Raw genomic sequence first — 12,704 nt, forward strand, 5'->3', positions numbered from 1 at the left:
AAGGATACATGCTAAACTGAAGGGAAATCGGGAGTATTGTCCCCTGTATCCGAACGCCGGGTTACTAATCCGATAATTTTACCTGATTCTTCCGACTTTTTAGGGGAAAAGGCTTGTATTTGCGGGAGGTTCATGTATATATCGCGCCTTCTGCCCCATGCATTGCACAGGGCGGAAGCATAAACCGGTTAAATATGTGATGTGGCACATTTGATATTCGTGGCCACCCCGGAATGTTAAAACTCTAAGGTTAAAAGGAATACCGATGCCTTGTTATGAATATACATATATCGCTCGGCAGGATATCCAACCTCAACAGGTTGAAGCGATTACCAATGATCTGACAGCCATCATTGAAAACAATGGTGGTAAAGTGACCAAATCAGAATATTGGGGTCTGCGTAGTCTTGCCTATCGTATCAAGAAATACAAAAAAGGTCATTATGTTCACCTGAACGTAGACGGTTCTGCCGATGCAATCGCCGAACTGGAGCGTAATTCACGCCTGCACGAAGATGTTGTTCGTTACATGACAATCCGTGTGGAAGAATTCGAAGAAGGTGAATCTGTAGTTCTTCGTTCCAAAGGCCGTGAAGGTCGCGAAGAACGCGGTGGCCGTTTTGATCGTGGCGACAGGAACGATCGTGATCGCGGAGATCGTGGTGACAGAAACGATCGCGGAGATCGTGGTGATCGCGTCGAGCGCGGCGGCGATTCAAAACCCGCCTCAGCCTCCTAAGAATTTCTTGTAAAGGACTTACAAAATGTCAGAAAAAAGAGAAAATACACGGTCAGGCGGCGGCGCCCGTCGTCCGTTTTTCCGTCGCCGGAAAACCTGCCCCTTCTCAGGTGAAGGCGCGACTCCGATCGACTATAAGGATGTGCGTACGCTATCCAAATATATTTCAGAACGCGGCAAGATCGTTCCCAGCCGTATCACTGCCGTTTCCGCAAAGAAACAGCGTGAACTGGCCCGCGCCATCAAACGCGCCCGGAACCTGGCTCTTTTGCCATATGTGATTCAGTAGGGAGATAGAACATGGAAGTCATTCTACTTGAACGCGTTGCGAAACTGGGCCAGATCGGTGATGTGGTATCTGTGAAGAACGGCTTTGCCCGTAACTTCCTTCTGCCGCAGAACAAGGCTCTTCGCGCCACCAAGGCAAATCTTGAAGTTTTCGAAGCCCAGCGCAAGGAAATCGAAGCTCGCAACCTGGAAGCCAAAAAAGAGGCTGAAGCTGTTGCCGCCAAAATGGACGATGTTTCAGCAATCATCATCCGCAGCGCCGGTGAAACAGGTCAGCTTTACGGTTCTGTGTCCACCCGTGATATCGTGGAAGTTCTGGCTGAACAGGGATATAACATCAACCGTTCGCAGGTTGTTCTCGACAAAGCCATCAAGGCTCTGGGTATTGAGGAAATCGAAATCCGCCTTCACCCGGAAGTCAGCATTACCGTCAAGATCAACGTAGCACGTTCCGCTGCGGAAGCTGAAATGCAGGAGCAGGGCGTTGCCGCTGCTGCTGCAGAAGAAGCTGCTGCTGCCGACATCTCCGTTGAAGATTATTTCGAGACTCCTGAAGCTGCCGAGGCTGCCGAAGCTGTTCTTTCAGAGGAAACTGAAGAAGAAGCTGTGGAAGAGATCGCTGCGGAAGAAACCGAAGAAGAAAAATCCGAATAACTTTCTTTAGCAAAAATATTTTGAAGAAGGGCAGCCTGAGGGTTGCCCTTTTTATTTTCTGAACATATTTCCCTTCTCGAGTTCCTTGTTTCTGACCTATTTCTTTACTAGTATAAATGACCCTAGATTCGGAGCAGAATAACAAGCATGGAAGATTTTCCTGATATTCCCCAGAGTGATGAGAACGATAATGTGGTGAAGGCCACATTTCGCGAAACACCACATAACCTGGAAGCGGAGCAAGCTCTGCTTGGTGCCATTCTGACCAATAATGAAGCTCTGTCCAAGGTTCAGGATTTCCTTCAGGCCGAACATTTTATCAATGCGGCCCATCAGAAAATTTACGATGCGACCCGCAAACTTATTGAAAAAGGGCTTGTTGCCTCGCCAGTGACCCTGAAACCCTATTTCGAGCGGGAGGAACATCTGGCAGATGTCGGCGGAGCAAAATATCTGGCGTCCCTGGCCTCCTCCGCCATCAGCATTATCAATGCGGCCGAATATGGCCAGATCATTCACCAGATGGCCCTGAAACGGGAACTGATCAGTGTGGGCACTGAAATCGTCAACGACGCCTACGATCATGATGTGGATAAAACTGCCCAGGACCAGATTGAGCAGGCCGAGCGGTCGCTTTATTCACTTGCAGAAACGGGAAATTCGGAAGGCGGGTTCAAAACCTTCGCCAAGGCTGCGACGGAAGCGGTCAATGTGATCGAGATTTCCCGTAAGAATTCGGGCAAATTGTCCGGCGTCAATACGGGTTTCACCTCGATAAACAATCACATTGGCGGCCTGCACAGGTCTGACCTGATGATTCTGGCGGGTCGGCCGGCCATGGGTAAAACGGCACTGGCGACAAATATCGCTTTCAACGCCTCCAAATTCTATCTGGAACAGGAGCGCGCCGGTATTCCCCACGAGGAAAACCGCGGCGCCGTAACCGCCTTTTTCTCCCTCGAGATGTCAGCCGACCAGCTGGCCACCCGTATTCTGGCGGAACAGGCCAACCTGCCGTCGCAGGATCTGAGGAAAGGCCAGATCAACCAGGACCAGTTCAGCGCCCTCGCCCGCACCAGCATGGAGCTTGAGGAACTGCCCCTGTTTATTGACGACACCCCGTCACTCAGCATCGGGGGCTTAAGAACCCGGGCACGACGCCTGAAGCGCCAGCACGGGCTCGGTCTGGTCGTCGTCGATTATCTGCAACTCCTGCGCGGCGGAGATCGTGGACGCGGACCGGAAAACAGGGTTCAGGAAATTTCAGAAATTACTCGTGGTCTCAAAGGGTTGGCGAAAGAACTTCAGATTCCGGTTCTGGCATTGTCCCAGCTCAGCCGGACCATCGAATCACGCGATAACAAACGCCCGCTGCTGTCCGATCTTCGGGAATCCGGCTCCATCGAACAGGACGCGGATATGGTGACCTTTGTTTACCGGCCGGAATATTACCTGCATCAGCAGCAGCCGGACATGGGCACACCGGAGCATGCCATCTGGCTGGAAGAATGTGAGAGAATGATGGGCAAGGCCGAATTTATTATCGGCAAGCAGCGCCATGGTCCCACCGGTATTATCGAGCTTATGTTTAACAGCGAAACCACAAAATTCTTCGATCCGCCGGTCTCTGACGAGTATCTGCCGGAGCGGAATCTCTGATGCAAGAAGACGTTATGGCGTCCCTGCCCGCTAATTGTCAGGCGACACTTACCATCGACCTGCCGGCTATCGTTGACAATTACCTGACTGTCCGCCAACTGGCCGGGGGAACGGATGCCGCCGCCATGGTCAAGGCGGATGCTTATGGCATGGGGCTTTCCGAAGTCGCTCCGGCCCTGTTCCACGAAGCCGGTTGCCGGAATTTCTTTGTCGCGAACCTGGCCGAAGCCGTGGCTTTACGCAGTTATACACCGGATGCCTGCATCTATGTGCTAAACGGCTTATTTCCGGGGCACGAAGACTATTTTTCAGCGCATGATCTTCGTCCGGTCATCAACAGCCTGGAACAGCTTGAGCTCTGGAAAAAGTCCTGCGCCAGCCTGCCCTGCGCCCTGCATTTTGATACCGGCATTAACCGGCTTGGTTTTTCCCCGGACGAAACCGTCCAGTTGCTTCGCCAACCCAATAGTACCGGACAGGTCAATATCGCCCTGGTGATGAGCCACCTCGCCTGTGCCGACGATGAACAGAACAGCCTCAATCTCAGACAGCTTGATGCCTTCCGAAAGATCACTTCCCATTTTCCCGGCATTCCGGCATCTCTGGCGAATTCCGGCGGCATTCTGCTTGGTCCCGAGTATCATTTTGATATGGTCCGGCCTGGTCTTTTGTTGTTCGGCGGCAATCCGTCCGCCTCGCAGCCGCTGCCCGCCGGCATCCGCCCGGCGTTCACCATAACCGGGAGGATCCTCCAGGTCCGGGAACTGCGCGAAGGCATGAGTGTGGGCTACGGTTCAGGCTGGACGGCCCCGCACAGAAGCCGCATCGCCATCGTTAATATCGGATATGCGGACGGTTACCTTCAGGTATTCAACAATGTTGGCCATCTTTATCTTCAGGGCAGTGAAGTGCCGGTCATTGGTCGGGTTTCCATGGATATGCTGGCTATCGATATTTCCGACGCGCCTTTCGCGGCTGTTTCCGAAGGTGATGAAATAGAACTGCTGGGACAGCATATTACACTTGAAAAGGCGTCCGAACTGTCTAACCTAAGCCAGTACGAGATTTTGACCGGCGTTCGGGAACGTTATCAAAGAGTCTATATACCGGTTAAATAGTTAGGGAATATCGGATAAATGAATTTTCTTGCCAGAATTGGGCGTGTGGTATTTATGTTTCTGGAGGCTGCCGGACATTTGGGGCTTTTTGCCATATCGGCTGTCACAAATATTTTTTCTCCGCCCTTTTATCCCCGCGCCCTTTTGCGACAAATGATTGTGATCGGCTATTACAGCCTGCCGGTGGTGGGCCTGACTGCTTTCTTCACCGGGGCTGCCCTTGCCCTTAATATCTATGAAGGCGGATCCCGTTTTGACGCGGAAAGCGTTTTGCCGTCCATCGTGGTGATCGGTATCGTCCGCGAGCTGGGTCCGGTGCTTTGCGGCCTTATTGTCGCCGGCCGGGTCAGCGCCTCCATGGCAGCCGAAATTGGTACAATGCGGGTTACCGAGCAGATTGACGCCCTGTCCACCCTGTCCACAGATCCCTTCAAATATCTGGTTTCTCCCCGTATTCTGGCCACCCTTATCATGATGCCGTTCATGCTGGTTGTCGTGGCCGATACCATCGGGGTGATGGGCGGTTTTCTGATTGCCACCGGCAAACTGGGGTTTAATCCCAGTGTCTATATGACCACCACCATGGATTTTCTGGAAGCCATCGATGTGAAGGCCAGCCTGACCAAAGGGGCCGTATTCGGTTTCGTCGTCGCCCTGATGGGCTGTTACCACGGCTATAACAGCCGCGGCGGCGCCCAGGGTGTCGGAATTGCCACCACCAATGCGGTGGTATCCGCCTGTATCATGATTTTGTTCACTAATTATATCGTAACAGAGATGTTCTTTTCCACATGACCCAACCCGAGATAACACCAAAAATAAGCCTTAGAGGCGTTCGCAAGACTTTTGGCAGCAAGGTCGTCCTAGATAGTGTGGACCTGGATGTGATGCCCGGAGAATCCATGGTCATTATCGGCGGCTCCGGCTCTGGCAAATCCGTGACCCTGAAATGCATTCTCGGCCTTTTGACTCCTGATTCCGGCAGCATAAAGATTGACGGCGAGGAAACTGTCGGCATGAGGGGCAAGGACCGGCGCCGGATCATGGATAAATTCGGCATGCTGTTCCAGGGGGCGGCCCTGTTTGACAGCCTGCCCGTATGGGAAAATGTATCCTTTCGTCTTCTGGCCGAAAAAAAATTATCCCGCAAAGATGCCAGGGAGCTCGCCATCGAGAAACTCCAGCGAGTTGGCCTTGAGGCCGATGTCGGTGCCCTAAGCCCGGCAGAATTGTCCGGCGGCATGCAGAAACGTGTGGGCCTTGCCCGGGCCATTGCCGACGAGCCGGAAATCATTTTCTTTGACGAACCGACAACCGGCCTTGACCCGATTATGGCCGATGTCATCAACGACCTGATTGTGGAATGTGTGAAGGATCTGGGCGCGACCGCACTCAGCATTACCCATGATATGGCCAGCGTCCGTAAAATCGCCGATAAATGCGCCATGATCTACAAGGGCAATATTATCTGGAGCGGTCCGAGAACCGACATCGATCAAAGCGGTAACGATTATGTGGACCAATTCATCCATGGCCGGGCCGAAGGTCCGATCAAGATGGATATCCTGAAAGCCTGATGTAATGGCCAAATCCCGTCGCACATATGTCTGCCAGTCCTGCGGCAGCGTCACATCCAAATGGATGGGCCAATGCGAATCCTGCGGCGAATGGAACAGCATTGTCGAGGAAGCCGACCAAAGCCTGCCCAGCGGGCTCGGCAAAGGATCCTCGCCGGCCAAGGGCACGGTGATCGAACTTGGTGACCTGCAGGGTACGGAAACCCCGCCCGCCCGCATGATGTCTGGCATGGCTGAATTCGACCGGGCCTGTGGCAGCGGCCTGGTGCCGGGTTCTGCCACCCTGATCGGCGGCGATCCGGGCATCGGTAAATCTACCATCCTGTTGCAGGCCATGGCCCGTCTTGCCGGCGCCGGTCATCATACCGTTTATATTTCCGGCGAGGAATCCACCAGCCAGGTCCGCATGCGGGCCAAGCGGCTCGGGCTGGAGGAAAACCCGGTCAAGCTGGGGTCGGAAACCAACCTGCGCAATATCATTGCCACCCTGGAACATGGCGACCTGCCGCAGGTGGTTGTCATTGATTCCATTCAGACCATGTTCGCCGATACCATTGAATCCGCCCCCGGCACCGTCGCCCAGGTCAGGACCTGCGCCCAGGAGCTGATCCGTTTCGCCAAACGACGTAATGTCGCTGTGGTACTGGTCGGCCATGTCACCAAGGACGGCCAGATTGCCGGACCACGGGTGCTGGAACATATGGTCGATACGGTGCTCTATTTCGAAGGCGATCGCGGTCACCAGTTCAGAATTCTGCGCGCGGTCAAGAACCGCTTCGGCGGCACCGATGAGATCGGTGTCTTTGAGATGAGCGACATGGGGCTGCAGGAAGTCCATAATCCCTCGACCCTGTTCCTCGGCAACCATACCGGCGATGTGGCCGGTTCCGCAGTCTTTGCCGGCATGGAGGGGTCAAGGCCCATGCTGGTGGAAATCCAGGCGCTGGTGGCGCCCTCCTCGCTTGGCACGCCACGCCGGGCGGTTGTCGGCTGGGATTCTGGCCGCCTGGCCATGATCATCGCCGTCCTCGACGCTCGTTGCGGGCTTGGACTTGGCGCCTTTGATATATACCTGAATGTGGCAGGCGGGTTGCGAATCTCGGAACCAGGCGCGGACATGGCCGTCGCCGCCGCCCTCATTTCGTCACTTTCGGGGTATTCTATCGCAAAAAACACGGTATTGTTCGGCGAGATCAGTCTGTCCGGAGAAATCAGACCTGTGGGCCAGGCCGACGCCCGGCTGAAAGAATCCGCCAAGCTTGGCTTTGAACAGGCCTACATCCCGGCCAATATCAAGCAAAAGGGCAAGGAACTGCGGACGGTGGAGCTCGATGAGATCCGTAAACTTGTTGACCTGATCGCCGCAGATCTGGAGGAACATTGATGGAAGGCCTGCTGAACCCGTTTGACGTGATAGTAATCTCGACGTTGTTGATTTCCGGCATTGTCTCCTGGACCAAGGGTTTTACCACCGAGGCCCTGAGCCTCGGCGCCTGGGCGGGGGCCGCGATCATCACGCTGCAGGGTCATCCGATCGCCTCGCCCTATGCTTACGAGCTGATCCAGCCGGAACTCATGGCCGACATCATTACCTATGCGCTGCTGGGTGTGGTCAGCCTGGTGGTTCTGAAGCTGATCGCCGGCGCCATCGGCCGGAAGATCAAGGAAAGCCATGTCGGCGCCCTCGACCGCGGTCTGGGGATCCTGTTCGGCACCCTGCGGGGCATGCTGCTGATCTGTTTCATTTATCTTTTGACCACGCCGTTCATTTCAGCGAAGAATTATCCGGACTGGTACAAGGAAGCCAAGTCCCGGCCGCTGGTCGAATATGGCGCCAGCATGCTGAATGCCATGAATCCCTACAAGGACGATATCGACCTGGATGAAACCAGAAAGGATATCGAGGCGCTGGAGCGGCTCAAAAAGATGATGCCCTCCTTTCCCGGCAGCGCCAAAAAAGAAGACGGTTATGACAAGGACAGTACCGAAGAGATGGATGATCTGTTCAAGAAACTCTCAGATGAGTAAAAAAAGGTTCACATAGAAACCGTTTCGACATATAACGCCCCAGAGGCCATCACACAATTGACGCTCAACAAACTTTGTGACGAGTTGACCATATGACGGAAATTACTGCTCCCCAAAACGACTCCGAGGACCTTAGCGGAACAAATCCCTTTGATGACGATAAACTGCATGAGGAATGCGGTGTCTTCGGCATCTATAACCATGCGGAATCCGCCGCCCATACGGTGCTCGGCCTGCATGCCCTGCAGCACCGCGGCCAGGAAGCCGCCGGCATCGTGGCCTTTGACGGCAAGAACTTTCATTCCCATAAATGCATGGGCCATGTGGCCGACAACTTCAACAGCCAGAAGGTAATCCAGGCCCTGCCCGGCATGTCCGCCATCGGCCATGTGCGTTATTCCACCACCGGTGGTTCGGCCATGCGCAATATCCAGCCGCTGTTTGCCGACCTGTCCTCCGGCGGTTTTGCCGTCGCCCATAACGGCAACCTGACCAATGCCTGGACCCTGCGCAAGCTGCTGGTGGAAAAAGGCGCTATTTTCCAGTCCACTTCGGATTCGGAAGTGATGATCCACCTGGTGGCAACCAGTACCTATACCAACCTGATTGACCGGGTCATTGATGCCCTGCGCCGCATCGAAGGCGCCTATTCCGTTGTGGCGCTGTCCCAGAAAAAGCTGATCGGCGCCCGCGACCCGCTTGGTGTGCGTCCGCTGGTGCTCGGCAAGCTGTCCGATGATACCTATATCTTTGCCTCGGAAACCTGCGCCCTCGACATTATCGGCGCGGACTATATTCGTGACGTGGAGCCCGGTGAACTTATTGTCATTGATGCGGACGGGTTCAAATCCCACTTTCCATTCCCGAGGCTGAAATCCCGGGCCTGTATCTTTGAACATGTCTATTTTTCCCGCCCGGACAGCATCACCAGCAATGGCAGCATTTACAACGTCCGTAAAAACATCGGCAAGGAGCTTGCCAAGGAAAGTCTGGTTGACGCCGATCTGGTGATTCCGGTGCCCGATTCCGGTGTGCCGGCCGCCATTGGCTATGCCCAGCAGTCCGGCATCCCGTTCGAACTCGGCATCATCCGCAACCATTATGTGGGACGGACCTTCATTGAACCGTCGGACCAGATCCGCCATCTGGGCGTGAAGCTGAAGCACAATGCCAACAAGCCGGAAATCGAAGGCAAACGCATTATCCTGATTGATGACAGTATCGTGCGCGGCACGACTTCCGTTAAAATCGTCGAAATGATGCGCGCTGCCGGGGCCAAGGAAGTGCATATGCGCATCGCCAGCCCGCCCACCACCAACAGCTGCTTCTACGGCGTGGATACGCCACAGAAAGACAAGCTCCTCGCCTCCCGCATGAGCGTCGAGGAAATGGCCAAATATATCAAGGCCGACAGCCTCGCCTTCGTCAGCATTGACGGCCTGTACCGGGCTGTTGGCGAAACCAGCCGCGACGATGACAGTCCGCAATATTGCGACGCCTGCTTCAGCGGCGACTATCCGACCCGCCTCACTGACGAGGAACTGGGCCAGGATAACAAGCAATTCTCGTTTCTTACAGATTAACGGCGGCGAACGGACTGAGCATGGGTAAACTTGACGGAAAAATCGCCCTCATTACCGGGGCCTCCCGCGGTATCGGTCGTGAAGTGGCTCTGGAATTCGCCCGTGAAGGCGCAGAGGTCATCCTGGTCGCCCGAACCGTCGGGGCCCTTGAGGAAATGGACGATCGCATCAAGGCGGAAACCGGCCGGGAAGCTACCCTCGTGCCGCTTGACATCACCGACTATGACGGCATCGACCGTCTGGGCGCAGCGCTCTACGAAAAATTCGGCAGGCTGGATATTCTGGTCGGCAATGCCGGCGCGCTGGGCGTCCTGTCCCCGGTCAGCCACATTGCCCCCAAGGACTGGGACACACTGGTCAATGTGAATATCACGGCCAATTACCGCCTGATCCGCTCACTGGAGCCGCTGCTCAAGGCCTCAGACGCCGGTCGGGCTGTTTTTGTCACCTCCGGCGCCGCGCACAAGAGTAAACCCTATTGGGGCGGCTATGCCATGAGCAAGGCGGCGCTTGAGGTGCTGGTGAAAACCTGGGCCGAGGAAATGAAAATCACCGGCATCAGGGCAAACCTGATTAACCCGGGCCCGATGAGAACCCACATGCGCGCCAAGGCCATGCCCGGCGAGGATCCGGAAAGCATTCCCCATCCCCGTGAAATCGCCCCGATGTTTGTGGACATGTGTTCTGAGGCGTTCAGCGAAACCGGCCAGGTGTTTGATTTCCGCGAGTGGAAGAAGTAGCTACAGGCTAGCACCCATCACTACCATTGATTGCACTAAATATATTTGCCTGATAGCATTTAGTTTTCTTTAGAAAGACTAATGCTATGGCGAAAAACAAAGAAGTATGGATTCGAACTGATGAAACAAACGAGTTTCTCGGAGATTTAAAACATCTTTCTCACCTCCTCAAGTTAGTTCTCGATAATCCCGCAACCTGGAAGTGGGTAATACTTACCTTACATAATACTCTTGAAGGTGCGCTGATTTGCCACATCGGCGGTCACGATACTTCTGGCACACTATACTTAACCCCCGCCAGTGCAAAAGCAGTTTTGGAAAGGTTAAATGATCGAGATAGGCAGTTGCAAAATATGCCTTGGCCCAAAGAAAAATTATTGCCGATGAACGAGCTATACAAATTAGCAAAAAAAGAAAAATACCTTACTGAGGCTCATGCAATCGAACCAAATACATCAATGGATTTCTCAATAAAAATACTACATGAGCATAGAAATCTTTTGGATCACTTCAGACCTCAAGGTTTGTCTATGGACATTTGTGGCCTACCACAAATTTTGAGCGATTTTTGTGAGATAATAAAACAATTCACTTATAGAAAAGCAACTACATGTTCGCGGCTTCCAGACCATAAAGAAATTATTCAACTAAATTTGGATGCCATACAAAGTGATGTGAAGAGAATTGCCGCTCACTGGGCCTCCTGACGCAGTCTTTTCGAACTTAACATGGATTCCCGATCAGGTCGGGAATGACGATGGAGTTAGCGGATAAAGTGTCGTCATTCCTGCGAAAGCAGGAATCCATAGCTCGTCTTGAAAGTTTTCTCAGGCTGTGAAATGGACCCCGGCTTTCGCCGGGGTGACGGATGGAGAGAATTATTTCTTCTTGTGATAGGGATTATCGCCACTGCGCAGCAGAATCCGGATCGGCACACCGGGCAGCTCAAAGTCCCACCTGAGTTCATTCATCAGATAGCGCTGGTAGCTGTCGGCCACATCCTTTGACCGGTTGCAGAAGATAGCAAAGGTCGGCGGCCGGGTTTTCACCTGGGTCATATAGCGCATTTTGATACGACGGCCACTGACCGACGGGGCCGGATGATATTCGGTGGTTTCGGCGAGCCAGCGGTTGAGCTTGGAGGTGCTGATGCGCCGGTTCCACAAACGGTAGGCCTCAAAGACCGCCGGCATCAGCTTGTCAATGCCGCGCCCGGTCAGCGCGCTGATCGGCACCACCGGAATGCCCTTGACCTGCGGCAGGGTATGTTCCAGCTTCTCGGCAATGTCTTTCAGGACTTCCTGGCGGTTTTCAATCAGGTCATATTTGTTGAGCGCCAGCACCAGGGCCCGGCCTTCCTGCACGATCAGGCTGGCAATGCTCAGGTCCTGCCGTTCGAACGGCATGGTGGCGTCAATCATCAGGACGACGACCTCGGCAAAGTTCAGCGCCCTGATGGTATCGGCGACGGACAGCTTTTCCAGTTTTTCCTGGACTTTTGCTTTCCGGCGAAGACCCGCGGTATCAAACATACGGATTTCCCGGCCTTCATAGTCGAAACTGACGCCGATGGTATCGCGGGTCAGGCCGGCTTCCGGCCCGGTGATCTGCCGTTCCTCGCCCAGGATCCTGTTGACCAGGGTGGATTTACCCACGTTGGGACGGCCGACAATGGCCATCTGCAACGGCTGGCTGTTGTCCAGTATTTCACTGGCAGCCTCGTCTTCTTCGCTGACTTCGCCTTCGATGGCGACAGAGAAACTGGTGACTTCTTCCTCACCGTCGGCATCTACATCAATGCCCAGTTCACGGATCTTTTCATCAAAGGCCTCGATCAGGTCGGCCAGTCCCTCGCCGTGCTCGGCAGAGACCGGAATAGGCTCCCCGAGCCCGAGGCTGAAAGCGTCATAGAGTCCCTCTTGCCCGGCCCGGCCCTCGGCCTTGTTGGCGAGCAGGATCATCGGGTGATTGCCCCGGCGCAGAAGTTCGGCGAAATGTTTGTCGAGCGGGGTCACCCCGGCCCGGGCGTCGATCATGAACAGGGAGAAATCGGCTTCGGCGATGGCTTTTTCAGTCTGCTGCCACATGCGGGCGGACAGGCTGGCTTCCTTGCCTTCCTCAAGCCCGGCGGTATCAATGATCTTGAATTTATAATGGCCGAGTGAGCCCATGGCTTCCCGGCGGTCGCGGGTCACCCCCGGCGTATCGTCGACAATAGCCAGCCGTTTACCAACCAGACGGTTGAACAAGGTGGATTTTCCGACATTCGGCCGGCCGATGATGGCGATAGTGAGGCCCATTTTTCTGTACCTGTAAAA

13 protein-coding genes are annotated in these 12,704 nt (G+C 54.4%); 12 read left to right on the forward strand and 1 reads right to left on the reverse strand.

The genetic code is table 11. The features are described from left to right. Nucleotides 1-265 precede the first annotated feature (265 nt). The 12 genes from rpsF to ACORNT_RS12710 all read left to right on the forward strand — a co-directional run bounded on the left by rpsF (nucleotide 266) and on the right by ACORNT_RS12710 (nucleotide 11,093). Nucleotides 266-739 (forward strand): 30S ribosomal protein S6, encoded by a 474-nt coding sequence (gene rpsF, locus ACORNT_RS12655; protein WP_321391375.1) that lies wholly within the window; start codon nucleotides 266-268, stop codon nucleotides 737-739. 25 nt (nucleotides 740-764) lie between these two features. Further along, complete coding sequence (gene rpsR / locus ACORNT_RS12660; protein ID WP_321391378.1) at nucleotides 765-1,028, forward strand: 30S ribosomal protein S18; 264 nt, start codon at nucleotides 765-767, stop codon at nucleotides 1,026-1,028. Between the two features lie 11 nt (nucleotides 1,029-1,039). Next, complete coding sequence (gene rplI / locus ACORNT_RS12665) at nucleotides 1,040-1,681, forward strand: 50S ribosomal protein L9 (protein ID WP_321391381.1); 642 nt, start codon at nucleotides 1,040-1,042, stop codon at nucleotides 1,679-1,681. A gap of 147 nt (nucleotides 1,682-1,828) precedes the next feature. Further along, entirely contained in the window at nucleotides 1,829-3,340 is a 1,512-nt protein-coding gene (locus ACORNT_RS12670; RefSeq protein WP_321391384.1) for a replicative DNA helicase, read from the forward strand. Continuing rightward, nucleotides 3,340-4,458 carry an alanine racemase gene (gene alr / locus ACORNT_RS12675; RefSeq protein WP_321391387.1) on the forward strand — a complete coding sequence of 373 codons (1,119 nt, stop codon included), beginning with the start codon at nucleotides 3,340-3,342 and terminating at the stop codon, nucleotides 4,456-4,458. The genes ACORNT_RS12670 and alr overlap by 1 nt, the downstream gene beginning before the upstream one ends. 18 nt (nucleotides 4,459-4,476) lie before the next feature. After that, complete coding sequence (locus ACORNT_RS12680; RefSeq protein WP_321391390.1) at nucleotides 4,477-5,253, forward strand: ABC transporter permease; 777 nt, start codon at nucleotides 4,477-4,479, stop codon at nucleotides 5,251-5,253. After that, the gene (locus tag ACORNT_RS12685; RefSeq protein WP_321391393.1) at nucleotides 5,250-6,035 is read left to right on the forward strand and encodes an ABC transporter ATP-binding protein; all 786 of its coding nucleotides are present in this window, start codon (nucleotides 5,250-5,252) and stop codon (nucleotides 6,033-6,035) included. The genes ACORNT_RS12680 and ACORNT_RS12685 overlap by 4 nt, the downstream gene beginning before the upstream one ends. Before the next feature lie 4 nt (nucleotides 6,036-6,039). Beyond that, nucleotides 6,040-7,419 carry a DNA repair protein RadA gene (gene radA, locus ACORNT_RS12690; RefSeq protein ID WP_321391397.1) on the forward strand — a complete coding sequence of 460 codons (1,380 nt, stop codon included), beginning with the start codon at nucleotides 6,040-6,042 and terminating at the stop codon, nucleotides 7,417-7,419. Next, nucleotides 7,419-8,063, forward strand: coding sequence for a CvpA family protein (locus ACORNT_RS12695; protein WP_321391400.1), 645 nt, complete (start codon nucleotides 7,419-7,421; stop codon nucleotides 8,061-8,063). Before radA ends, ACORNT_RS12695 begins: the two co-directional genes overlap by 1 nt. A 92-nt stretch (nucleotides 8,064-8,155) precedes the next feature. Then, complete coding sequence (gene purF, locus ACORNT_RS12700; RefSeq protein WP_321391402.1) at nucleotides 8,156-9,646, forward strand: amidophosphoribosyltransferase; 1,491 nt, start codon at nucleotides 8,156-8,158, stop codon at nucleotides 9,644-9,646. Nucleotides 9,647-9,666: 20 nt separating this feature from the next. After that, nucleotides 9,667-10,386, forward strand: a complete 720-nt coding sequence (locus ACORNT_RS12705; protein ID WP_321391405.1) for an SDR family NAD(P)-dependent oxidoreductase — start codon at nucleotides 9,667-9,669, stop codon at nucleotides 10,384-10,386. An 86-nt stretch (nucleotides 10,387-10,472) separates the two neighbouring features. Beyond that, nucleotides 10,473-11,093 (forward strand): hypothetical protein, encoded by a 621-nt coding sequence (locus tag ACORNT_RS12710; protein WP_321391408.1) that lies wholly within the window; start codon nucleotides 10,473-10,475, stop codon nucleotides 11,091-11,093. A 171-nt stretch (nucleotides 11,094-11,264) separates the two neighbouring features. Here the strand turns inward: ACORNT_RS12710 and der are convergent, their stop codons facing one another. Further along, on the reverse strand, nucleotides 11,265-12,686 hold the full coding sequence (gene der / locus ACORNT_RS12715; RefSeq protein WP_321391409.1) for a ribosome biogenesis GTPase Der: 1,422 nt from the start codon (nucleotides 12,684-12,686) through the stop codon (nucleotides 11,265-11,267). Nucleotides 12,687-12,704: the final 18 nt, after the last annotated feature.

The sequence above is a fragment of the Emcibacter sp. genome, from assembly GCF_963675455.1.
In the GTDB taxonomy this organism is placed as follows: Bacteria; Pseudomonadota; Alphaproteobacteria; order Sphingomonadales; family Emcibacteraceae; genus Emcibacter.

What these genes read in the sequence shown, in the direction of transcription:
- ACORNT_RS12680 (WP_321391390.1), top strand. Translation starts at nt 4,477, where the DNA reads ATGAATTTTCTTGCCAGAATTGGGCGTGTGGTATTTATGTTTCTGGAG.
- rplI (WP_321391381.1), top strand. Translation starts at nt 1,040, where the DNA reads ATGGAAGTCATTCTACTTGAACGCGTTGCGAAACTGGGCCAGATCGGT.
- rpsF (WP_321391375.1), top strand. Translation starts at nt 266, where the DNA reads ATGCCTTGTTATGAATATACATATATCGCTCGGCAGGATATCCAACCT.
- purF (WP_321391402.1), top strand. Translation starts at nt 8,156, where the DNA reads ATGACGGAAATTACTGCTCCCCAAAACGACTCCGAGGACCTTAGCGGA.
- alr (WP_321391387.1), top strand. Translation starts at nt 3,340, where the DNA reads ATGCAAGAAGACGTTATGGCGTCCCTGCCCGCTAATTGTCAGGCGACA.
- ACORNT_RS12685 (WP_321391393.1), top strand. Translation starts at nt 5,250, where the DNA reads ATGACCCAACCCGAGATAACACCAAAAATAAGCCTTAGAGGCGTTCGC.
- ACORNT_RS12705 (WP_321391405.1), top strand. Translation starts at nt 9,667, where the DNA reads ATGGGTAAACTTGACGGAAAAATCGCCCTCATTACCGGGGCCTCCCGC.
- ACORNT_RS12695 (WP_321391400.1), top strand. Translation starts at nt 7,419, where the DNA reads ATGGAAGGCCTGCTGAACCCGTTTGACGTGATAGTAATCTCGACGTTG.
- der (WP_321391409.1), bottom strand. Translation starts at nt 12,686, where the DNA reads ATGGGCCTCACTATCGCCATCATCGGCCGGCCGAATGTCGGAAAATCC.
- rpsR (WP_321391378.1), top strand. Translation starts at nt 765, where the DNA reads ATGTCAGAAAAAAGAGAAAATACACGGTCAGGCGGCGGCGCCCGTCGT.
- radA (WP_321391397.1), top strand. Translation starts at nt 6,040, where the DNA reads ATGGCCAAATCCCGTCGCACATATGTCTGCCAGTCCTGCGGCAGCGTC.
- ACORNT_RS12670 (WP_321391384.1), top strand. Translation starts at nt 1,829, where the DNA reads ATGGAAGATTTTCCTGATATTCCCCAGAGTGATGAGAACGATAATGTG.
- ACORNT_RS12710 (WP_321391408.1), top strand. Translation starts at nt 10,473, where the DNA reads ATGGCGAAAAACAAAGAAGTATGGATTCGAACTGATGAAACAAACGAG.